Origin of the sequence: Rhizobium sp. NFACC06-2, assembly GCF_900101425.1 — a bacterium.
Taxonomy (GTDB): domain Bacteria; phylum Pseudomonadota; class Alphaproteobacteria; order Rhizobiales; family Rhizobiaceae; genus Agrobacterium; species Agrobacterium leguminum.
In genome coordinates this window covers 137,321-159,330 of record NZ_FMVA01000004.1, presented here as the reverse complement: position 1 = coordinate 159,330, position 22,010 = coordinate 137,321, and the positions used below count along the sequence as shown (strand labels likewise).

The 22,010-nt window shown below is 60.0% G+C and carries 16 protein-coding genes; 10 read left to right on the top strand and 6 right to left on the bottom strand.

Annotated elements, in window-relative coordinates; translation table 11 throughout:
* The first annotated feature begins 2 nt into the window (after nucleotides 1-2).
* Nucleotides 3-1,280, top strand: a complete 1,278-nt coding sequence (locus F3H58_RS09610) for a TRAP transporter large permease (RefSeq protein ID WP_149742026.1) — start codon at nucleotides 3-5, stop codon at nucleotides 1,278-1,280.
* Between the two features lie 40 nt (nucleotides 1,281-1,320).
* A complete protein-coding gene (locus tag F3H58_RS09605; protein ID WP_149742025.1) occupies nucleotides 1,321-2,328 on the top strand; it encodes a TRAP transporter substrate-binding protein in 1,008 nt (335 codons plus the stop codon).
* Between the two features lie 110 nt (nucleotides 2,329-2,438).
* On the opposite strand, the gene acs is transcribed toward F3H58_RS09605, so the two are convergent.
* Nucleotides 2,439-4,394 carry an acetate--CoA ligase gene (gene acs / locus F3H58_RS09600; protein WP_065656888.1) on the bottom strand — a complete coding sequence of 652 codons (1,956 nt, stop codon included), beginning with the start codon at nucleotides 4,392-4,394 and terminating at the stop codon, nucleotides 2,439-2,441.
* A 231-nt stretch (nucleotides 4,395-4,625) separates the two neighbouring features.
* Here acs and F3H58_RS09595 point away from each other — a divergent pair, with 231 nt between their 5' ends.
* Nucleotides 4,626-5,327: a DUF1013 domain-containing protein gene (locus F3H58_RS09595; RefSeq protein WP_188128850.1), complete on the top strand. Its 702-nt coding sequence runs from the start codon at nucleotides 4,626-4,628 to the stop codon at nucleotides 5,325-5,327.
* Nucleotides 5,328-5,384: 57 nt separating this feature from the next.
* Here F3H58_RS09595 and F3H58_RS09590 read toward each other — a convergent pair whose 3' ends face one another.
* Entirely contained in the window at nucleotides 5,385-6,044 is a 660-nt protein-coding gene (locus F3H58_RS09590; protein WP_188128849.1) for a YggS family pyridoxal phosphate-dependent enzyme, read from the bottom strand.
* A gap of 191 nt (nucleotides 6,045-6,235) precedes the next feature.
* Between F3H58_RS09590 and leuS the strand changes: the two genes are divergently transcribed.
* Genes leuS through holA form a run of 3 tightly spaced genes read left to right on the top strand, consistent with a single transcriptional unit; the run spans nucleotide 6,236 to nucleotide 10,453 of the window.
* The gene (gene leuS / locus F3H58_RS09585) at nucleotides 6,236-8,866 is read left to right on the top strand and encodes a leucine--tRNA ligase (protein WP_149742023.1); all 2,631 of its coding nucleotides are present in this window, start codon (nucleotides 6,236-6,238) and stop codon (nucleotides 8,864-8,866) included.
* Nucleotides 8,859-9,404 (top strand): LPS assembly lipoprotein LptE, encoded by a 546-nt coding sequence (gene lptE / locus F3H58_RS09580; protein WP_161987770.1) that lies wholly within the window; start codon nucleotides 8,859-8,861, stop codon nucleotides 9,402-9,404. The genes leuS and lptE overlap by 8 nt, the downstream gene beginning before the upstream one ends.
* A gap of 11 nt (nucleotides 9,405-9,415) precedes the next feature.
* Nucleotides 9,416-10,453 (top strand): DNA polymerase III subunit delta, encoded by a 1,038-nt coding sequence (holA, locus tag F3H58_RS09575; RefSeq protein WP_149742022.1) that lies wholly within the window; start codon nucleotides 9,416-9,418, stop codon nucleotides 10,451-10,453.
* Between the two features lie 75 nt (nucleotides 10,454-10,528).
* On the opposite strand, the gene fdxA is transcribed toward holA, so the two are convergent.
* From fdxA to F3H58_RS09550, 4 genes are all read right to left on the bottom strand, one after another.
* The gene (gene fdxA / locus F3H58_RS09570) at nucleotides 10,529-10,867 is read right to left on the bottom strand and encodes a ferredoxin FdxA (protein ID WP_003520294.1); all 339 of its coding nucleotides are present in this window, start codon (nucleotides 10,865-10,867) and stop codon (nucleotides 10,529-10,531) included.
* A 158-nt stretch (nucleotides 10,868-11,025) separates the two neighbouring features.
* Entirely contained in the window at nucleotides 11,026-11,442 is a 417-nt protein-coding gene (locus tag F3H58_RS09565; protein ID WP_020810999.1) for an RNA-binding S4 domain-containing protein, read from the bottom strand.
* A gap of 4 nt (nucleotides 11,443-11,446) precedes the next feature.
* Nucleotides 11,447-14,527 (bottom strand): helicase-related protein, encoded by a 3,081-nt coding sequence (locus tag F3H58_RS09560; protein ID WP_149742021.1) that lies wholly within the window; start codon nucleotides 14,525-14,527, stop codon nucleotides 11,447-11,449.
* 456 nt (nucleotides 14,528-14,983) lie between these two features.
* Nucleotides 14,984-16,309 (bottom strand): ubiquinone biosynthesis hydroxylase, encoded by a 1,326-nt coding sequence (locus F3H58_RS09550; protein WP_502706416.1) that lies wholly within the window; start codon nucleotides 16,307-16,309, stop codon nucleotides 14,984-14,986.
* Between F3H58_RS09550 and tesB the strand changes: the two genes are divergently transcribed.
* The 4 genes from tesB (at nucleotide 16,285) to F3H58_RS09530 (ending at nucleotide 21,992) form a co-directional block, all read left to right on the top strand.
* Complete coding sequence (tesB, locus tag F3H58_RS09545) at nucleotides 16,285-17,169, top strand: acyl-CoA thioesterase II (RefSeq protein ID WP_149742020.1); 885 nt, start codon at nucleotides 16,285-16,287, stop codon at nucleotides 17,167-17,169. The two genes, F3H58_RS09550 and tesB, sit on opposite strands and share 25 nt — an antisense overlap.
* Nucleotides 17,170-17,381: 212 nt before the next feature.
* Nucleotides 17,382-17,732, top strand: coding sequence for a P-II family nitrogen regulator (locus F3H58_RS09540; RefSeq protein WP_004444057.1), 351 nt, complete (start codon nucleotides 17,382-17,384; stop codon nucleotides 17,730-17,732).
* A 29-nt stretch (nucleotides 17,733-17,761) separates the two neighbouring features.
* The gene (locus tag F3H58_RS09535) at nucleotides 17,762-19,111 is read left to right on the top strand and encodes an ammonium transporter (protein WP_121490421.1); all 1,350 of its coding nucleotides are present in this window, start codon (nucleotides 17,762-17,764) and stop codon (nucleotides 19,109-19,111) included.
* 214 nt (nucleotides 19,112-19,325) lie between these two features.
* Complete coding sequence (locus tag F3H58_RS09530) at nucleotides 19,326-21,992, top strand: DNA translocase FtsK (protein ID WP_188128848.1); 2,667 nt, start codon at nucleotides 19,326-19,328, stop codon at nucleotides 21,990-21,992.
* Nucleotides 21,993-22,010: the final 18 nt, after the last annotated feature.

The window sequence follows — 22,010 nt, the reverse complement described above, 5'->3', positions numbered from 1 at the left end:
CCATGACACTTCTCGTTTTTGTCGGCTCTCTCCTGGGAGCCATGGCGATTGGCGTCCCCGTCGCGTTCTCGCTGATGTTCTGCGGCGTCGTGCTCATGTGGTACATGGGCATGTTCAACACCGCGATCATCGCCCAGAACATGATTTCGGGTGCGGACACCTTCACGCTGCTTGCCATCCCCTTCTTCATTCTGGCCGGCGAACTGATGAATTCCGGCGGTCTGTCCCGCCGCATCATCGACTTTGCAATCGCACTCGTCGGTCATATCCGTGGCGGCCTCGGCGTTGTGGCGATTGTCGCGGCCATCATCATGGCCAGCATTTCCGGTTCCGCCGCTGCCGATACCGCAGCTCTTGCCGCAATTCTCATCCCGATGATGGCCAAGGCCGGTTACAACATTCCGCGCTCCGGTGGCCTCATCGCCGCAGGCGGCATCATCGCCCCGGTCATCCCGCCATCCATGGCCTTCATCGTTTTCGGTGTCGCCGCCAACGTCTCTATCACCCAGCTCTTCCTCGCTGGTATCGTTCCCGGCATACTGATGGGCGCATCGCTTATCATCGCTTGGCTGATTGTGGTTCGTAAGGACAACGTACAGCCTTTGCCCAAAACCTCTGGCAAGGAACGTCTGCTCGTTACAGCGCGTGCCGGCTGGGCGCTCGGCATGCCGGTCATCATTCTGGGCGGTATCAAGGCCGGCATCATGACGCCGACGGAAGCCGCCGTCGTCGCTGCCGCTTATGCCCTCTTCGTCGGCATGGTCATCTATCGCGAGCTGAAACCTGCGGACCTGTTCCACGTTCTGCTGCGCGCCGCCAAAAGCACCTCGATCATCATGTTCCTGGTGTGCGCAGCGCTCGTCTCGGCATGGCTCATCACAGCAGCAAACATTCCAAACGAAGTGGCTGGCTACATCGAGCCGCTCATCGATCGCCCGATGCTGCTGATGGCCGCCATGATGGTTCTGGTTTTCATCGTCGGCACCGCGCTCGACCTGACGCCGACCATCCTGATCCTGACGCCTGTCCTGATGCCTATCGTCAAACAGGCGGGCATTGATCCGGTCTACTTCGGCGTTCTCTTCATCATCAACAACGCCATCGGCCTGATCACCCCGCCGGTCGGCGTGGTTCTCAACGTCGTCAGCGGCGTCGGCCGCATCCCGCTCGGCAAGGTCACGATCGGTGTCTGGCCGTTCCTCGTTGCCGAAACCATCGTTCTGGCACTGCTGGTGATTTTCCCGGACATCGTTCTGGTTCCGCTGCAGTACCTTCGTTAATCCGCAACCGCTTCTCGAACACAATCCAAGGGAGGATATTATGAGAAAGCTTCTTCTGACCACCACGGCCATCGCTTTCGCCGTTGGCGCCGCTGCACCCGCAATGGCCGAATTCAACAGCCGCAATATCCGCGTTTCGAACGGCATCAACCAGGATCACCCGGTCGGCAACGGCATCAAGGCCATGCAAGCCTGCCTCGACGACAAGTCGGGCGGCAAGCTGAAGCTAACGGCATTCTGGGGCGGCGCTCTCGGCGGTGACCTTCAGGCAACGCAGGCCCTGCGCTCCGGCGTTCAGGAAGCTGTCGTCACGTCCTCGTCGCCGCTCGTCGGCCTCATCCCGTCGCTTGGCGTCTTCGACCTGCCGTTCCTGTTCTCCAACGCCAAGGAGGCGGATGCCGTCATGGACGGCGCCTTCGGCGACATGATGAACAAGAAGCTGGAAGAGCAGGGCCTCGTAAACCTTGCTTACTGGGAAAACGGCTTCCGCAACCTGTCGAACTCCAAGCATGCCGTGAACAAGTGGGAAGATTTCTCGGGCCTCAAGGTCCGCGTGATGCAGAACAACATCTTCCTCGACACCTTCCAGAACCTCGGCGCCAATGCGACGCCGATGGCTTTCGGCGAAGTGTTCTCGGCGCTGGAAACTAACGCGATCGACGCACAGGAAAATCCCTATGTGACGATCGACACCTCCAAATTCTACGAGGTGCAGAAGTACATCACCGAGACGAACCACGCTTACACGCCATTCCTCTTCCTCTTCTCCAAGCCGATCTTCGACAGCTACACGCCCGAAGAGCAGGCGGCCCTGCGTGAATGCGCAGTCGTCGGCCGCGACGAAGAGCGCAAGGTCATCCGCGAACTGAACCAGAAGTCGCTGGAAAAGATCAAGGCTGCCGGCCTCGAGGTCAACACGCTGTCTCCGGAAGAGCAGACCCGTATCCGCGAAAAGTCGATGGTCGTTTACGAAAAGCACAAGGCTGAAATCGGCGCTGATGTCGTCGACGCCGTTCTGGCCGACCTGAAGAAGATCCGCGGCCAGTAAGCCCATCTGGTTGAAATGAAAAACACCCGGAGGTTTCCGCCTCCGGGTGTTTTTGTTTGCAGAAAACTCAAGATCGAAAAAAAGGCTGCCAAAGCAGCCTTTTCCGGAAATCAGGATGCCGTGCGATTCTGCCGGTTGGCAATGAGGTCTTCGACGACGGCCGGATCGGCGAGCGTCGATGTATCGCCAAGCGCACCAAAATCGTCCTCGGCGATCTTGCGCAGGATACGTCGCATGATCTTGCCGGAACGGGTCTTTGGCAGGCCCGGCGCGAACTGGATCTTGTCCGGCGTCGCAACCGGCCCGATCTCGTTACGCACGTGCTTTACCAGCTCCTCACGCAGCGCATAATCGCCGTTCTGGCCCGCCATCAGCGTGACATAACAATAGATGCCCTGCCCCTTGATGGCATGCGGATAACCGACCACGGCCGCTTCCGAAACGAGATGATGCGATACCAGCGCCGATTCCACTTCAGCCGTGCCGAGGCGATGACCGGAAACGTTCAGCACGTCATCGACGCGGCCGGTGATCCAGTAATAACCGTCCTCATCACGCCGGCAACCGTCGCCGGTGAAGTACTTGCCCTTATAGGTGGAGAAGTATGTATCGACGAAGCGCTGGTGATCGCCATAGACGGAGCGCGACTGGCCCGGCCAGCTATCGATGATGCAGAGATTGCCGTCAGCGGGGCCTTCCAAAACATTGCCCTCCGCATCGACAAGCTGCGGCTGCACGCCGAAGAACGGCCTCGTTGCCGAACCCGGTTTCAGATCGGTCGCGCCCGGCAGCGGCGAAATGAGAATGCCACCGGTTTCCGTCTGCCACCAGGTGTCGACGATCGGGCTCTTGTCCTCACCAACCACATGGTAATACCATTCCCAGGCTTCCGGATTGATTGGTTCGCCGACCGTGCCGAGAAGCCGCAGGCTCTCGCGCGACGAGCGCTGGACGAACTGGTCGCCCGCCCCCATCAGCGATCTGAGCGCCGTCGGCGCTGTGTAGAAGATATTGACCTTGTGCTTGTCGATGACTTCCCAGAATCGGCCCTGATCCGGGAAATTGGGAACACCTTCGAACATCAGCGTCGTCGCGCAGTTCGCAAGCGGCCCGTAAACGATATAGGAATGGCCGGTGACCCAGCCGACATCGGCGGTACACCAATACACCTCACCGTCCTTGTAGTCGAAGACATATTCGTGGGTCATCGACGTATAGACGAGATAGCCGCCCGTGGTGTGCAGCACGCCCTTTGGCTTGCCGGTGGAACCCGACGTGTAGAGGATGAACAGCGGGTCTTCCGCGCGCATCTTCACAGGCGGGCAATCCGGCTTCACGGTCGCGATTTCCTGATGGTACCAGATGTCGCGGCCAGGCGCCCAGCCGGTCTTGCCGCCGGTACGCCGCACAACGAGAACCTTGTTGACGATGACATATTGCTTGGCGGCGATATCGATCGCCTTGTCGGTGTTTTCCTTGAGCGGGATCGGCTTACCGCCGCGCACGCCCTCATCGCAGGTGATGACGAAGGTGGACTGGCAATCGACGATGCGGCCCGCCAGAGCTTCCGGCGAGAACCCGCCGAACACGACGGAATGAATGGCGCCGATGCGGGCGCAGGCAAGCATCGCGTAGGCCGCCTCGGGTATCATCGGCATATAGATGGTGACGCGGTCGCCCTTCTTGACACCGTGCTTCTTCAGTACATTCGCCAGACGGCAGACATAGTCATAGAGCTGGTTATAGGTGATCTTCTTGTCGATATAGGGGTTGTCGCCTTCCCAGATGATCGCCGTGCGCTCGCCATGCGTCTTCAGGTGCCGGTCGATACAGTTATAGGAAACGTTCGTCAGGCCGTCCTCGAACCACTTGATCGGCACCCTGCCCTTGAAAGACGTGTTCTTGACCTTGGTATAGGGCTTGAACCAGTCGATCCGCCGGCCGTGCTTGTCCCAGAACTTTTCCGGATCCTCGACGCTCTCCTGATACCATTTCTGGTAACGCTCATTGTCGATGAGCGTGCGGGCCTTCGCCGATTTGAGCACCGGGTAGATTTTGGCAGACATAAACTCCTCCTGGAACCGATATGGCTTTTGACGTGGCCCGAGACTCCCACCTCAGGCATGTGGTGAATTCATAGCAGTTCAAATCCGCACGGCAATTAGACAAAGGTCATTTGTTTCGCAAAGAATTGCAATTATGATGCAATGCGGCTATAGAGCCCCCATATCCCGGAAATTAGTGGTTGATACCCACGGCCCGCGACACCGGCGCGGACGGACAGAAGGACTGTATCTATGGCTCAACAATTGCTCATGCCAAAGGCTACGGCTGTATGGCTGGTTGACAACACCGCGCTGTCGTTCGATCAGATCGCCACGTTCTGCAAACTGCATCCGCTCGAAGTCAAGGCGATTGCCGACGGTGAAGCCGCACAGGGCATCAAAGGTCTCGATCCGATTGCAACCGGACAGCTCTCCCGCGACGAGATCGCCCGCGCTGAAAGCAATCCCAACCACAAGCTCAAGCTTTCCGAGCCGAAGGTCCGCGTGCCGGAATCCAAGCGCCGCGGTCCGCGCTACACCCCGGTTTCCAAGCGTCAGGACCGTCCGAACGCCATTCTCTGGCTCGTTCGCAACCACCCGGAACTGAAGGATGCGCAGATTTCGCGTCTCGTCGGCACCACGAAGTCGACCATTGAGCAGATTCGTGACCGCACCCACTGGAACTCGGCAAACCTGACGCCGATGGACCCGGTCACACTCGGCCTCTGCAGCCAGATCGATCTCGACCTCGAAGTTGAACGCGCCTCGCGTGGCCGTCCGCTGCCGACCGCCGAAGAGCTGGACAACACACTGCAGCCGGCGACGGCAACGGAAGGTCTGGATTACAACTTCCAGCGCGAAGAAGACGAACAGATCGACGCCGATGCGGTCTTCAAGAAGCTCTCCTCGCTGAAATCCACGCAGAAGGATGAAGACGAGGACGATCAGTACTGATCGACGTTTTCGAATGCTTGAAACCCGGCCTCAGCGCCGGGTTTTTTGTTTATGGCCTTACCGCGTGCCGAAGATCGCCGAACCCACACGAACACTGGTCGCGCCGAATTCGACGGCCGTTTCGAAATCACCGGACATGCCCATGGAGAGTTTTTCCAGGCCACATTGCTTGGCAAGCTTCGCCAGCAGCGCAAAATGCGGACCGGGATTTTCATCTGCCGGCGGAATGCACATCAGCCCCTCGACCGGCAATTTCAACTCATCCCGGCAAAGGGCCACGAAAGCGATGGTCTCACGCGGATCGATGCCCGCCTTTTGCGGCTCGAGCCCGGTATTGACCTGCACATAAAAACGAAGGCTGCGGCCCTGTTTGCCGCATTCCTCGGCAAGCGCGCGGGCGATCTTTTCGCGGTCGACGCTTTCGACGACATCAAACAATGCCACGGCGTCCGCAGCCTTGTTGGACTGCAATGGGCCGATCAGATGCAGTTCTATGCCATCACTCTTCTCTTTCAGTGCCGGCCACTTGCCCTGCGCTTCCTGCACGCGGTTCTCCCCGAACACGCGCTGGCCGGCATCGATGACCGGCTGGATCGCCTCCGCCTCGAAGGTCTTCGATACCGCGACGAGGGCAACATCTGCTGCCTTGCGGCCGGATTTTTCCGCCACATCCGCAATGCGCTGCCTGACATCCTGAAGTCGTGCTTCGATTTCCATCACAAGACCTTTTTTAACCGTTCGAACCGCTAACTAGACGCCGAATCCCTTGATGCCAAGCGCCTTTAGCACCATTTGAGGCACGCTGGCCAAGATTGCACTACCGAACGCCCCGCCAAACTTGACGCCCCGGTCGTTTCATGGTGAAGGTCAGCGCACATTTTTCCCCTCGATACCCGGAATTTTAGACAATGGCCATCGAACGTTACAATCCTCGCGACGCCGAGCCGCGCTGGCAGCAGAAATGGAACGAAGACAAGGTCTTCGTGACAGACAACAGCGATCCGCGTGAGAAATATTACGTTCTAGAGATGTTTCCCTATCCGTCGGGTCGCATCCACATGGGCCATGTCCGCAACTATGCCATGGGTGACGTGGTTGCCCGCTACAAGCGCGCCCGCGGTTTCAACGTCTTGCACCCGATGGGTTGGGACGCCTTCGGCATGCCGGCCGAAAACGCCGCCATGCAGAACAAGGTCCACCCGAAGGATTGGACCTACCAGAACATCGCCATCATGCGTGGTCAGCTGAAATCCATGGGCCTGTCCTTGGACTGGACCCGCGAATTCGCGACCTGCGATGTGGAATATTATCATCGCCAGCAGGCGCTGTTCGTCGACTTCATGGAAAAGGGTCTGGTCTACCGCAAGCAGTCCAAGGTCAACTGGGACCCGGTCGACCATACGGTTCTCGCCAACGAGCAGGTGATCGACGGCCGTGGCTGGCGCTCCGGCGCGCTGGTCGAACAGCGCGAGTTGACGCAATGGTTCTTCCGCATCACCGATTTCAGCCAGGACCTGCTGGACGAGCTGGATACGCTTGACCAATGGCCGGAAAAAGTGCGCCTGATGCAGAAGAACTGGATCGGCCGCTCCGAAGGCCTGTCGCTGCGCTGGCAAACGGTCGCCGACACCGCGCCGGAAGGTTTCTCCGACATCACCGTCTATACGACACGCCCGGACACCCTGTTCGGCGCCTCCTTCCTGGCAATCGCCGCCGACCACCCGCTGGCGAAAGAACTGTCGGAAAAAAATCCTGCCATCGCCGAATTCTGCGATGAATGCCGCCGCCATGGCACGTCTCTCGCCGCGCTGGAAACAGCTGAAAAGAAAGGCATCGATACCGGCGTCAAGGTCGTCCATCCGCTGGATCCGACCTGGGAACTGCCGGTCTACGTCGCCAATTTCGTGCTGATGGACTATGGCACCGGCGCGATCTTCGGCTGCCCGTCGGGTGACCAGCGCGATCTGGATTTCGCCCGCAAATACGGCCTGCCGGTTGTGGCCGTCGTCGCCCCTGAAGGCCCTGATGCTGCAAACTTCACCGTCGATGATACCGCCTTCACCGATGACGGCGTGATGATCAATTCCGGCTTCCTGAACGGCATGAATACGACGGACGCTTTTGAGGCGGTCGTGCAGAAACTCTCCACTGAGATGCTGGGCAACACGCCGCAGGCCGAGCGCAAGGTCAATTTCCGCCTGCGCGACTGGGGCATTTCCCGCCAGCGTTATTGGGGTTGCCCAATCCCGGTCATCCATTGCGAAGTCTGCGGCGTCGTACCGGTCCCGAAAAAGGACCTGCCGGTCAAGCTGCCCGACGACGTGACGTTCGACGTGCCCGGCAACCCGCTGGACCGGCACCCTACCTGGCGCCATGTCTCCTGCCCGCAATGCGGCCATGACGCACGCCGCGAAACCGACACGATGGATACTTTCGTCGATTCCAGCTGGTATTACACGCGCTTCACCGCGCCGTGGGAAGACGCACCGACCGATCCGAAGGTCGCCAACCACTGGCTGCCGGTCGATCAGTATATCGGGGGCATCGAACACGCTATCCTGCATCTGCTCTATTCGCGCTTCTTCACCCGCGCCATGCGCGAAACCGGCCATGTCGGCGTCAAGGAACCCTTCAAGGGCCTGTTCACGCAGGGTATGGTGGTGCACGAGACCTATAGCCGCGGCGAAGGCACCGCACGCGAATGGGTGCCGCCGGCCGACCTCAGGATCGAGGAAAGCGACGGCACTCGCCGCGCATTCCTGCTCTCTTCCGGCGAAGAGGTGAAAATCGGCTCCATCGAGAAGATGTCGAAGTCGAAGAAGAACGTGGTTGACCCTGACGATATCATCGCGTCCTACGGCGCCGATACCGCACGCTTCTTCGTGCTGTCGGACTCTCCGCCCGATCGCGACGTCATCTGGTCCGAAGCCGGGGTGGAAGGTGCAAACCGATTCGTCCAGCGCGTCTGGCGCATCATCGGCGAAGCGGCGGAAGAACTGAGAACCGTTCAGCCGAAGCCTGCGACCGAAGGCGAAGGCTTGGCGGCCTCCAAGGCTGCCCACAAGACGCTGAAGGCTGTTCAGGAAGACTTGGACAAGCTCGCCTTCAACAAGGCCATCGCCCGCATCTACGAACTGGTCAATGCGCTGGCCGGCCCGCTCGCCGATGTTGCTTCTGGCGGCAAGTCTGAGGACGTCAAGGCGGCCGCGCGCGACGCCGTGGAAATCCTCATCCGCATCATTGCCCCCATGACGCCGCATCTGGCGGAAGAATGCTGGTCCGCACTGGGCAATACTGGCCTCGTGGCCCAGACGCCGTGGCCGGCCTTCGTCGCTTCGCTGGTCGAGGAAAACGATGTGGTCATGCCCGTGCAGGTCAACGGCAAGAAGCGTGGCGAATTGACAATCGCGCGCGATGCGGATCAAGATGCGGTCCGAACGGCCGCCCTTGCGCTGGATGCCGTCAAATCCATTCTTGCCGGTGGCGAGCCCAAGAAAGTCATCGTGGTTCCGCAGAGGATTGTGAACATTGTTGTCTGACGTTTTTTCAAGATGGGGCCGCGTCGCGGCAGCGATTTCCGTCGTGACGATGGCTGGTCTTCTGGCAGGCTGCCAGGTGCGCCCGCTTTATGGGGAAGCTTCGGGGACCAAGGAGAGACTGGCGGCCGTCAGCGTCTCCGAGACCGGCGGCAGAGTGGGGCAGGAAGTCCGCAACCAGCTGATCTTTCTGATGTCCGGCGGCGCTGGCGAACCCGCCACCGCGCAATATAACGTCAAGGTTTCCGTAAGCTCGAGCGCGACGTCAACGGAAGTGCAGAATTACGACCTGACGACCCGCGCGAACAACAATTACGATGGCCCTTACCCCGGTCGTGTCGTGATGAGTGGTCAATATGTGCTGACACGCGTTTCCGATGGTCAAATCCTGCGCTCCGCACGCCGCAGCGTGACGGCGCAGGTGGACCTGCCGCAGCAGGAATTCGCCAAGATCAGGGCAACCCGCGACGCCGAGAACCGGGCGGCCCGGGAACTGGCTGAAATCATCCGCACCGATATCGCCGCCACCCTCGGCCGCTGAGAGCGGCGGCCGTGACGGAGATAAAGTCCCATGAATTTGAGCGCTTCGCCGAAAATCCGGCGGAGCGCTTTCGCGTTTTCGTGCTTTACGGCCCTGATCGCGGTCTCGTATCGGAACGCGCAGGCCTCATCGCCAAAAAGACCGGTATCGATCCCGATGACGCTTTCGCATCGCTGAAACTGACCGCATCCGATCTGCAGGGCGACCCGGGCCGTCTGCTCGACGAGGTGAATGCCATCGGCCTTTTCGGCGGCGAAAAACTCGTCTGGGTCAAAGGTGCTGCGGCCGAAAAGGCGCTGGTGGATGCGCTGCAGATTCTTGCCGAGACCCCGCCGGAAGCAAGCTTCCTCATCATCGAAGCAGGCGATATCAAGAAGGGTACGGGACTGCGCAAGATCGCAGAACCGGCGCGCTCCATCGCTGCGATTCCCTGTTACGCCGACGATGCGCGCTCATTGAACGCATTGATCGATCAGGAACTCTCCGCCGATAATCTGCGCATTGCGCCAGCCGCAAGACAGAGGCTCATCGAATCCCTGGGTGGTGACCGTATCGCCTCGCGCAATGAAATCCGCAAGCTGGCGCTCTATTGCCGTGGGGCAGACGTGGTCGAGGAAGACGATGTGCTGGCGATCATCGGAGACGCCAGCACGGTTTCCGCAGACGATGCCGTCGACGCCATTCTGAAAGGCGACAGAAACGCCTTTTTCCAGGCGACGCAGAAGATCGTGGCTTCGAAAACCCCGATCTTTCTTGTGCTCCAAGGGTGCCTCAAGCAATTCCAGTTACTCGACCAGATGCGGGCCGAAATGGATGAGAAAAAACTGCAGGCCGGTCAGGTCATGCAGACGCTTGGACGCCACATCCATTTCCGCAGAAAACCCATCATCGAACGAGCCCTGCGAACCTGGCAGCCAGCGGCAATCGCACGCGAGATGAACCGCCTGCAGGCCGCTGTCCTGCAAAGCCGTCAGCGGCAAAGCCTGGAGGAAAGCGTGGCCCTTCTGACATTGCTGTCGACGACGCTGCAATCCGGCCGCGGCGGATGAGGCCCAGCAAAAAGCCCTCGCGCTGCTGCTGCGAGGGCTTTTTAAATCATGGTTTCACGGTCGGGCCGTAAAAACTCAGTCGCCCTGTCCGGGCTCTGCGGAGAAATAGAGCTCGAGCTTGCCTTCGACACCGTCCATTTCCTTGGCTTCCGGCATCGGGTCGCGCTTGATCGTGATATTAGGCCAGATTGCCGCATATTCGGCATTGAGCTTCAGCCATTTGTCGAGACCCGGCTCCGTATCGGGCTTGATGGCTTCGGCGGGACATTCCGGTTCGCACACACCGCAATCGATGCATTCATCGGGATTGATCGCGAGGAAATTTTCACCCTCGTAAAAGCAGTCGACGGGGCAGACCTCAACGCAATCGGTATATTTGCAGCGGATGCAATTGTCGGTCACGACATATGTCATGATGAACTCCAGAATATGCAGGCCGGGTCTGTGGGCTTCGGAACACAAGCCGTCGCCCGGAATTCAGACAGGGCAATTTCGCAAGTGACGTAATGCCTTTGCTTGCAGATAGCAAGGATAAACAATTCTGAAAAACGGGTGCGACCCGGAGGTTTATTCTAATCTTTGCTGCCGTCGCTGTCAGACAGAAACCTGTCGAGCGCCCTGCGCTCTTTTTTGGTGGGACGCCCGCTGCCCGGCTGGCGCAACGCCTGCTCAAGGGGCGTCAGCCTGTCGGAAGGTTCCCGTGGCGGCGTCTCGTCGTCATAGAGAAGTCTGGCTTCCTCATAGGGTCCACGCCGTGTTCCGCCGGACTTGACGACAAGCACCTTGTCCATCCGCTCGAAGCCGATCTCCAGCCTGTCGCCCGCCTTCACCACATGGCTGGACTGGCGAATGGCAATGCCGTTGACCTTGACGTGGCCCGACTGAATGTAGCTCTGGGCAAGCGAACGGGATTTTGCCATGCGGGCAAAGAACAGCCACTTGTCCAGACGCTGACGCGTGCTTTCCAGTGGCTGTTCGCTGCTTCCCATGGGCTTACTTCTTCAGCTGCTCCTTGAGAGCAGCGAGCTTTGCGAAAGGCGAATCCGGATCGAGCGGCTTTTCCTTGCGCGGCGGCTTGGCTTCGAAGCGCTGCTGACCCTGCGGCTTTCCGCCACGGTCATTGCGTTCCGGCCGGTCCTTGCGCTCCCCGCGATCGTGACGATCATTGTTGCGGTTGTTGCCACGGTCCGGACGGCCGCCATCGCGCTTGCGCTCGCCGTCGCCACTGCGATTAGCAGCTTCACGGTTTGCACCGTCACGATTGTCGCGACGGCCTTCGCCACGACGCTCGCCCTGTTCGCGTGCTCCTTCACCACGGCCCTGACCGCGATTGCCGGGACGACGGTTTTCGCCACGCTGATTTTCGTTGCGACCACCCGGACGCCACAGAAGAACGGGCTTGGGCTCGGCGGCCTCCGCGCCTTCCGGCACGGCCTCGGCTGCGACAGCCTCTTCGCTGGCAGCTTCCGCAACCGGCGCCTCGACAGCTTCGCCTTCGACAGCAGCCGCCGTCTCGGACACCTGTTCATCGGAAGCCGGCTCGTGTTCCTCGGTCTCGACGCTTTCCTCTTCAGCCGTCGCCGCTTCCGCGGCAGCCGGAGCAGAGGCACCAGCGTGGCTGGCGAGGAAGGCCTGCGCCTCTTCCGCCGTCACCTGATCGGCGCGGTAACCGAGGCCCTTCAGAATTTCTTCCATGTCATCAAGCGTCGCGCCGAGAATGGAAAGCATGGCGGTCGTTGTCGTGAAACGGCGACCGTCATAAGCGCCTTCCGGCCGCGGCTGCTGACCTGGCTTCCATTGCAGCAGCGGGCGGATGAGATCGGCCAGACGCTCGAGAATGTCGATACGCACGGCGCGCTTTCCGAGGAAGCGGAAACCGGCGAGCTTGTAGAACATGCGCTCGAAGCTGGCATCGGTGACGACCGAGGTACGGCCTGCGGCCAGCACCGGAATGAGGTCGCCGTAACCCGGCTTGCCGAGACCGTCATTCTTCAAAGCCCAGAGCAGCGTCACAAGCTCCGCCGGGGCGGGCTTCAGAAGCGCTGGCAGGAAAACGTGATAGGCGCCGAAACGCACGCCGTAACGGCGCATGGAGGCGCGCGCATCCTGATCGAGAGACTTCACGTCTTCGGCAACGTCGCGGCGGAACAGCACGCCAAGATTTTCCACGAGCTGGAACGCCAGACCCTTCGCCAGACCCTGAAGGTCTTCGGCGCGGGAAATATCGTCCAGCGGCTTCAGCACGGTCGCAATCTGATGATTGACGAAACGTTCTACGCGCGCCAGAGCGTGATCACGGGCATTGCCGTTCAGCTGCTCGTCGGCAAGCAGGATCACCCGCGGCTTCATGATGTTGTCGCCGGCCGAAAGGCGGGCAACCGGTTCGCCCAACCAGCGAACCAGACCATCGGAGCTCAAAGCGAGATCGCCATTTCCACTGGCATGCAGACGCGCGGCACGCGCCTCGAATTCGAGCGCAAGCGCCTTTTGCGCCGCAGCCTGCACGGCCTTCTGATCCGGCCCTTCCATTCCCGGCACCGGCGTGAACCGGAACCCGGCCAACTGGCCGACGTGATGACCTTCTACGAAGACATCACCATTTACACTGATTTCAGCTTCAAGCATCGCATTCTCTCTCAGGCGCCTCATGAGCACAGATGTCCTGCGATCAACAAAGCGTTTCGTCAACCTTTCATGTAGCGCATCGGACAATCGATCCTCGATTTCCCGAGTCTTTTCTTGCCAGTGTGTCGGATCGGCAAGCCATCCTGGGCGGTTCGATACATAAGTCCATGTTCTGATCTGCGCAATCCTCGCAGACAAGGTATCGATCTCTCCATCCGTCCGGTCGGCGCGACGCACCTGCTCGGCCATGAAATCCTCGTTCACCGCTCCGCGTTTGACGAGGTCGAAATAGAGCGTGGAGATCAGGTCCGCATGCTGGGCAGGAGCAATACGGCGATAGTCTGGAAGAGCGCACGCCTCCCAGAGTTTTTCCACCCGCGCATCGCTCGTCGTCACATCGATGATCTCTGGATAACGCGACAGATATTCCAGCGCCTGCTGGTCGATTGCCGGCAGGGCGCGCGAAAGTCCCTGGATCGCCGGCGCGGCATCGAGGCTCAGGCGCAGATTGGCGATGGAGGAAAAATCGAAATTTTTCGTCCGCCATTGCAGAACCTTCACCGCATCGAACTGATGGGTTTCGATCCGCTCCACCAGCTCGTCATCGAACGGATCGACACGCCCCGTGACGCCGAATGTGCCATCGCGAAGATGGCGGCCGGCGCGGCCGGCGATCTGGCCGATCTCGCCGGGATTGAGATTGCGGAACTGATAGCCGTCGAATTTGCGATCCTGCGCGAAGGCGACATGGTCCACATCGAGGTTGAGACCCATGCCGATGGCGTCCGTCGCCACCAGATATTCGACGTCGCCGGACTGGTAGAGCCCCACCTGCGCATTGCGCGTGCGCGGCGAAAGCGCGCCCAGCACCACGGCAGCACCACCGCGCTGGCGGCGCACCAGCTCGGCGATGGCGTAGACCTCATCGGCGGAAAAGGCGACGATCGCCGTGCGCTGCGGCAGGCGGGTAATCTTCTTCTGACCCGCATAAAAGAGCTGCGACAGGCGCGGGCGTTCCACAACGGTAATTCCCGGCAGCAGTTTTTCGAGGATAGGGCGCATAGTGCCGGCGCCAAGCAGCAGCGTTTCCTCCCGCCCGCGCAGATGCAGCACCCGGTCGGTGAAGATATGCCCGCGTTCGAGATCGCCCGCCAGCTGCACCTCGTCGATCGCAACGAAGGCGGCCGTCGTCTCGCGCGGCATGGCTTCCACCGTACAGACGGAATATTTGGCTTTAGGCGGTGCGATTTTTTCTTCGCCGGTAATCAGCGCCACATTCGGCGCACCCACCTTCTCAACGAGACGGGTATAGACCTCCCGCGCCAGAAGACGCAGCGGCAGGCCAATGACACCGCTGCCATGCGCGACCATCCGCTCGATCGCGTAATGGGTCTTGCCGGTATTGGTGGGGCCGAGAACGGCCGTGACACCGCGGCCGCTCAGGATCATGGGGCGAAAATTCAACGTACTATCCGCGAATCGACTTCATCTGCTTGCCGTGCGCCCGGCATTGCTGATGCGGGCCGCACGCACCACACATGGCAACGCCCGCAGACAAAGGCAATAGGCCTCACTCGCAAAGTGGCGCAGGGCGACCAGTCGACGGAATTTTCCGTTCAGATTCAGCTATTTGAACAAACAAAAAGAATCCGGCGAAAATGAAATCGATTCGGCTGCGGAACAGTCTGCGAACGAATCGAATACGAATCGCTGACTCGATGGAATTCAGCTTTTGTTCTCCGCAATATCTGGTTGGCGAAGGCGGAGATCGTACCAGATTATGAATCCGGATAAGTCCTTGGCCGGATTCGGCTTTACGGTAAAGCCGACGGGCAGAAAATCCCGGAATCGGCTGTCAAGCGGCAATCCCGGAAAAGCCCATCAAAAACATACAGAGGGGTCGGATCAAAGCGCCTCGCCGGCAAGCAGACGCGGCGCATTCGCATCCGTCGTGCCGGCTGCCTGACCGATGAAATAGGATTTGAGACCCGGCAAACGATCCACCACGCCGAGACCGAAATCACGCATGATACGGATGGGGCCAATATCGTTGGAGAAAAGCCGGTTCAGCACATCCGTCGTCACGCCCATCCGCAACGTGTCGAAACGCCGCCAGGACTGGTAACGCTCCAGAACGTTGAGTGAGCCGATATCGAGGCCGAGCCGGTCGGCCTCGACCACGGTTTCGGCGAGAGCCGCCACGTCCTTGAAGCCAAGATTAAGGCCCTGCCCGGAAATCGGGTGAATGCCGTGGGCCGCATCGCCCGCAAGCGCGAAACGCGGTGCAACGAAAGAGCGCGCCAGCATCAGACCCAATGGGAAGGCGCGGCGGGGACCAACCGGACGAAGAGGACCCAGCTTGTGACCGAACCGGCGCTCCAGTTCCTCCTCGAACACCAGATCGTCGGAGGCTACCAGCCTGTCGGCATCGGCCGTGCGTTCGGTCCAGACGAGCGAAGAGCGGTTTCCCTTCAGCGGCAGGATGGCGAAGGGGCCGGATGGCAGGAAATGCTCTTCGGCGCAGCCCTCATGCGGCCGCTCATGCTCAACGGTCGTCACGATACCGGACTGATCGTAAGCCCAGTGCACGGTCTTGATACCGGCCATGTCCCTGAGCGCGGAGCGAACGCCGTCACAGGCAATCAGCAATCGCGCTTCGAGCGTCGACCCGTCGGAAAGGCGAATGGCCGTCGACTGGGGACCCGCGGTAAAATCGGAAACACTGAGACCGTGACGGATTTTTATGCCAAGGCGCTCGCACAGGCCTCGCAATGCGCCCACCAGGGCGACGTTCGGAACCATATGGGCAAACGGCCTGCCTTCTTCCACGGCGCCGTCGAAAGTCAGGAACACAGGACGCACCGGATCGGCGGTCTTCGAATCGGTGACGATCATCTTGTGTATCGGCTGCGCTTCCGGCTCGATTTCATTCCATATGCCGAAAACATCGAGCATTCGGGTGGCTGCGGCAATAATGGCGGAAGCGCGAACGTCCTTCGACCAGACATCCTCGGGAGAGGCCTCAACCACCTGCACATCAAGATGCCGGGCAGCCTGCTTGATTGCGACAGCAACGGAAAGACCGACATATCCGCCGCCTGCCACCACTACGTCCAGCATCGCGCTTCTCCTCGAATCTTGTGCACGCATCATCGGCGCACTATAGACCATGTGACGTCTTCCTACAGCCGGAGCAGGCCGAAAAAATGTCGCATCCCTCGCAAACGTCAGACCCGATGGTCAATCTCATCGCCACACTCGATCTTGAGAAGCTGGAAGAGAACCTGTTCCGGGGCGAAAGCCCGCAGATCGGCTGGCAGCGGGTTTTCGGCGGCCAGGTCATCGCGCAGGCCCTGATCGCCGCGCAAAGGACGGTGGATAACGACCGTTTCGTGCATTCGCTACACGCCTATTTCATGCGCCCCGGCGATCCGCTGGTGCCTATCGTCTACCAGGTGGAACGCATACGCGATGGCGCGAGCTTCTGCACACGCCGGGTGGTCGCCATCCAGCATGGCAAGGCCATTTTTTCCATGTCGGCCTCGTTTCAGATTTTCGAGGATGGTTTCGACCATCAGATCAAAATACCTGACGTGACGCCGCCTGAAAAACTGATGAGCGAGGAGCAGATGCAGGCAGCCTTTCTTGCCAAGGCGCCCGCCTCTATCCGCAAATACTGGAGCAACAAGCGGCCGATAGAGATAAGGCCGGTATCGCTGACCCACTATATCTCCAGGGAAAAACTTGAACCCCAGCAGGATATCTGGGTTCGCGCCGTCGGCGATGTGCCTGATGATCCGCGTCTGCAATCGGCGATTCTCGCTTATCTGTCGGATATGACGCTGCTCGACACCTCCCTCTACGCCCATGGCACGACGATCTTCGATCCGTCCATTCAGGTGGCGAGCCTCGATCACGCCATGTGGTTCCACCGCCCCTGCCGGCTGGACGACTGGCTGCTCTACACACAGGACAGCCCCAGTGCTTCCGGCGCACGCGGTTTGACCCGTGGCAATATTTTCACCAGACAGGGTGAACTGGTCGCCTCCGTGGCGCAGGAGGGTTTGATCCGCAAAAGGGCAAATGATTAAATAATGTGCTTTTTCTGAAAATCGCACATTTAATAGACGCAAATTTTGGCGACAAATGCCCCTTTTTCAGACGCCCTTCATATAAGTTTTATATTTCAATACGTTAGATACACACTCAAAACTGGCACGCCCTTTGAATGTATGTCCGCAGTCGCTGTTACTGATCTGCCAGCGGCAGGAGAGTCGGCTCCGTGCCGAGGACAAAACAAAGGATGGGAAACCAGATGAAAATTGTGATGGCCATTATCAAGCCGTTCAAGCTGGATGAAGTGCGCGAAGCGCTCACCGGCGTCGGCATCCAGGGCCTGACCGTGACCGAGGTAAAGGGTTACGGACGCCAGAAGGGGCATACCGAGATTTATCGCGGCACGGAATATGCGGTGAGCTTCCTTCCCAAGCTGAAGATCGAGATCGCAGTTCCATCCGACGTCGTCGACAAGGCCGTCGAAGCGATCGCGTCTGCGGCAAAGACCGGGCAGATCGGTGACGGCAAGATCTTCGTCTACTCTATCGAACAGGCCGTGCGCATCCGTACCGGCGAAACCAACACAGAAGCGCTTTGAAGCACGGCTGACAGGGGAGTTTTCTAACTATGCAACTCAACAAGTTTTCAACGCTCGGCAAGCTGGGCGCCGCAGCGGCGGCCCTGATGGCTCCGGCTATCGCCTTTGCCCAGGATGCAGCGCCGGCAGTGGCCGCGGCCGCTCCCGTTCCGGAAAAAGCCGACACCGCATTCATGTATGTCGCGACGATCCTCGTGCTTTTCATGATCATCCCGGGCCTCGCCCTGTTTTACGGCGGTCTTGTCCGCACCAAGAACATGCTCTCCGTTCTCATGCAGTGCACGGTCGTCGGCGCAGTCATGATGCTCGTCTGGGTCATCTACGGTTACTCCTTCGCCTTTGGCGGCGGCACCGGCCCTTATTTCGGCGGTTTCGGCAAGCTGTTCCTGTCGGGCGTTTCGCTTGACAGCACCTCGGCAACCTTCTCTGAGGGCGTCGTGATCTACGAATACACCTTCATCGCCTTCCAGATGACCTTCGCGGCCATCACGCCGGCGCTGATCATCGGCGCCTTCGCAGAACGCGTCAAATTCTCCGCCGTCATCCTCTTCACCATCCTGTGGGCCACCTTCGTCTATTTCCCGATCGCTCACATGGTCTGGGATGCAAACGGCCTGATCTTCGGCATGGGCGCTCTCGACTTCGCCGGCGGCACTGTCGTTCACATCAATGCCGGTATCGCAGGCCTGATCGGCGCGATCATGGTCGGCAAGCGTACCGGCTTCGGCAAGGACATGATGGCCCCCCACTCGATGACGCTGACGCTGGTCGGTGCAGCCATGCTGTGGTTCGGCTGGTTCGGCTTCAACGCCGGTTCCAACCTCGAAGCATCGGGCGGTGCGGTTCTCGCAACCATGAACACCTTCCTCGCAACCGCAGCCGCCATCGTTTCCTGGTCGCTGGTTGAAAGCTTCACCCGCGGCAAGGCCTCCATGCTGGGCGCCGCTTCGGGCATGATCGCCGGCCTCGTCGCCGTCACGCCCGCCGCTGGCTCCGTCGGCCCGATGGGTGCCATCGTTCTCGGCCTCATCGTCTCGCCGATCTGCTACTTCTTCGTCTCCGTGGTGAAGAACAAGTTCGGTTACGACGACACGGCTGACGTCTTCGGCGTACACGGCATTGGCGGCATCATCGGCGCTCTCGGCACCGGCATCTTCACCTCGCCGCTGCTTGGCGGCACAGGCAAGGAAGACTTCTCCATCGCCTCGCAGGTCTGGACGCAGTTCGTCGCCGTCGCCATCACTATCGTCTGGTGCGCCATCGTCTCCGCGATCCTCTACAAGATCGTCGACGTGATCGTCGGTCTGCGGGTTCCGGTCGAAGCCGAACGCGAAGGTCTCGACCTCGCAACCCACGGCGAAGCCGCCTACCACTCCTGATATCCGGGAAAAGGGGTTCTCCATCCCCTCTCCCAAAAGAAGGCCCGCTCCGGCGGGCCTTTTTCTTTGCCGTAAATCCGAAGCGCTTCAAAAAACCGCATGGTTAACACGACATTAACCAGCAAGCGGTTAGTTTTCCCTGTCAATCCGGGATCAGGTCTCCTGCCGGATCTTGCCGAAACCATAAAACGACGGGTTCAGGGACATGGGCAGAATGCATTCTCCGACATTCGATGGTCGTCACACGCGCTTCGTGTTGACGGCGTTTTTCGTGCGTCAGATCATGGCTCTCGCCGGTTTCGCTCTGCTGGCCACGATTGCACTGGGCATCGCCGCGCTCGCGACATGGAATGTCGCGGATCCGAGCCTCTCCTACGCGACAGGAAACCAGCCCACCAATCTTCTGGGCTACGGCGGTGCGATTTTCGCCGATATCGTGATGCAGTTCCTCGGGCTTTCCGCAATCATCTCGCTCCTGCCTGTCATCGCTTGGGCGATCGCGCTGATCGCCGGCCGCAAGTTCCACCGCATACCCGTTCGCCTTGTGGCCTGGGTCGCAGGCGCCATCGTCTGCGCCGCCTCGCTCGGCTGTTTTCCGGCCCCCGTGACATGGCCGCTGCCGAACGGTATCGGCGGCGTCATCGGTGACATGATCCTGCGTTTTCCCGCCCTTTTTATCGGCGCTTACCCTACCGGCACGATTGCCACGGTACTGGGTGTCATATTTGCGGCGCCTGCCGCATGGCTGATGCTGTTTGCCGCCGGTGTCGTTGGCGGTCTGGATGACGAGTTGGAACGCGAAGAAGCCGCTCCCGTCGCCACCAACAAGGCCCGCGCCGCCCGTGAGGCCGAAGAAGATGATGAAGACGACGGCGAGGGTTTCTTCGCCAATATGCTCGCCTTCGGCGCGCTGGCGCATTACTGGTACATCACCCAGGCGCGCCTGCGCCGCCTGTTCGGCCTGAAGTCTAAATCCCTGCACGATGAATTCGAACATCCTTACGACTTCAACGAATATGAATTCGGCACGCTGAACGAACCGTCGCGCCTCAAGACCGCGATCAACCGTCTCGACCAGCGCGCAGAGCCGTCTTTCGAAGAACGCGCCGCATCGCGTCGTCAGATGTCACCTCCCTCCATCGCGCTCGATCATGACGAGGACATGGATGACGAACAAACCTTCGACGCGGATGGACGCCGGCTGCCGAACGGCATTCTCTCCGACGACGAGTCCGACCAGAAATTCACGGCCCGACAGGCGCCGGGACGCGGGCAGCCCAGAATAACCGCACCTTCCGCACGCCCGAAGCCCAGCGAGCGCGTGGCAAGGGAAGCGCAGGCCTCTTTCATCGCCGCCGACGGTTTCCAGCTGCCCACAGTCCATCTTCTGGCGGAGCCGAAGAATGTCGTTCGCGACAATATGCTGAGCGAGGAAGTGCTAGAACAGAACGCCCGCCTTCTGGAAGGCGTTCTCGAGGATTTCGGCGTCAAGGGCGAAATCATTCATGTCCGCCCCGGCCCGGTCGTCACGCTCTACGAACTGGAACCGGCACCCGGCATCAAATCCTCGCGCGTCATCGGCCTTGCCGATGACATCGCCCGCTCCATGAGTGCGATCGCCGCCCGCGTCGCCGTCGTTCCCGGTCGCAATGCCATCGGCATCGAACTGCCGAACCAGACGCGCGAAACCGTGTTCCTGCGGGAACTGATCGGCAGCCGCGATTTCGAAAACAGCAAGGCCAAACTCGCCATGGCCCTCGGCAAGACCATCGGCGGCGAACCCGTCATCGCCGATCTCGCCAAGATGCCGCATCTTCTCGTTGCCGGCACCACGGGTTCGGGTAAGTCGGTCGCCATCAACACCATGATCCTCTCGCTGCTTTACCGCATGTCGCCGGAACAGTGCCGCCTGATCATGATAGACCCGAAAATGCTGGAACTGTCGATCTATGACGGCATTCCGCATCTGCTCTCTCCCGTCGTTACCGATCCGAAAAAGGCCGTCGTGGCGCTGAAGTGGACGGTGCGCGAGATGGAAGAGCGCTACAAGAAGATGTCGAAGATCGGCGTGCGCAATATCGACGGCTTCAACAGCCGCGTGCAGCAGGCGCTGGACAAGGGCGAGATACTCACCCGCACGGTGCAGACCGGCTTCGACCGCCAGACGGGCGAGGCGATCTACGAGACGGAAGAATTCGATCTGAAGCCCCTGCCCTATATCGTCGTCATCATCGACGAGATGGCCGACCTGATGATGGTGGCCGGCAAGGACATCGAAGGCGCGGTGCAGCGCCTGGCGCAGATGGCGCGCGCCGCGGGCATCCATGTCATCATGGCGACCCAGCGCCCCTCCGTCGACGTCATCACCGGCACGATCAAGGCAAACTTCCCGACCCGCATTTCCTTCCAGGTGACGTCGAAGATCGACAGCCGCACCATCCTTGGAGAACAGGGCGCCGAGCAGCTGCTCGGCATGGGCGACATGCTCTATATGGCAGGCGGCGGACGCATCCAGCGCGTGCACGGTCCTTTCGTTTCCGACAACGAGGTGGAAGAAATCGTCGCCTATCTGAAAACACAGGGCGCACCGGAATATCTGGAAGCGATTACCGAGGAAGACGACGAGGAAGGCAATGGCGGCGGCCCGGCCAGCGCCGGCAGTTTCTCCGATTCCGAGGACCCTTACGATCAGGCCGTGGCCGTCGTGCTTCGCGATGGCAAAGCCTCCACCTCCTATGTGCAGAGGCGTCTCGGCATCGGCTATAACCGCGCCGCCTCGCTGATCGAGCGCATGGAGCAGGAGGGCATTATCGGCCCCGCCAACCACGCCGGAAAACGTGAAATACTCGTACCGACGGAAGCAGACATCATCGAGCGGTAACGTCCGCAACCAAGCGGG

Bases quoted from the DNA above. Each gene is read 5' to 3' on its own strand.
- F3H58_RS09610 (WP_149742026.1), top strand. From the start codon at position 3: ATGACACTTCTCGTTTTTGTCGGCTCTCTCCTGGGAGCCATGGCGATT.
- F3H58_RS09605 (WP_149742025.1), top strand. From the start codon at position 1,321: ATGAGAAAGCTTCTTCTGACCACCACGGCCATCGCTTTCGCCGTTGGC.
- acs (WP_065656888.1), bottom strand. From the start codon at position 4,394: ATGTCTGCCAAAATCTACCCGGTGCTCAAATCGGCGAAGGCCCGCACG.
- F3H58_RS09595 (WP_188128850.1), top strand. From the start codon at position 4,626: ATGGCTCAACAATTGCTCATGCCAAAGGCTACGGCTGTATGGCTGGTT.
- F3H58_RS09590 (WP_188128849.1), bottom strand. From the start codon at position 6,044: ATGGAAATCGAAGCACGACTTCAGGATGTCAGGCAGCGCATTGCGGAT.
- leuS (WP_149742023.1), top strand. From the start codon at position 6,236: ATGGCCATCGAACGTTACAATCCTCGCGACGCCGAGCCGCGCTGGCAG.
- fdxA (WP_003520294.1), bottom strand. From the start codon at position 10,867: ATGACATATGTCGTGACCGACAATTGCATCCGCTGCAAATATACCGAT.
- F3H58_RS09565 (WP_020810999.1), bottom strand. From the start codon at position 11,442: ATGGGAAGCAGCGAACAGCCACTGGAAAGCACGCGTCAGCGTCTGGAC.
- F3H58_RS09560 (WP_149742021.1), bottom strand. From the start codon at position 14,527: ATGATCCTGAGCGGCCGCGGTGTCACGGCCGTTCTCGGCCCCACCAAT.
- tesB (WP_149742020.1), top strand. From the start codon at position 16,285: ATGTCGCATCCCTCGCAAACGTCAGACCCGATGGTCAATCTCATCGCC.
- F3H58_RS09540 (WP_004444057.1), top strand. From the start codon at position 17,382: ATGGGAAACCAGATGAAAATTGTGATGGCCATTATCAAGCCGTTCAAG.
- F3H58_RS09535 (WP_121490421.1), top strand. From the start codon at position 17,762: ATGCAACTCAACAAGTTTTCAACGCTCGGCAAGCTGGGCGCCGCAGCG.
- F3H58_RS09530 (WP_188128848.1), top strand. From the start codon at position 19,326: ATGCATTCTCCGACATTCGATGGTCGTCACACGCGCTTCGTGTTGACG.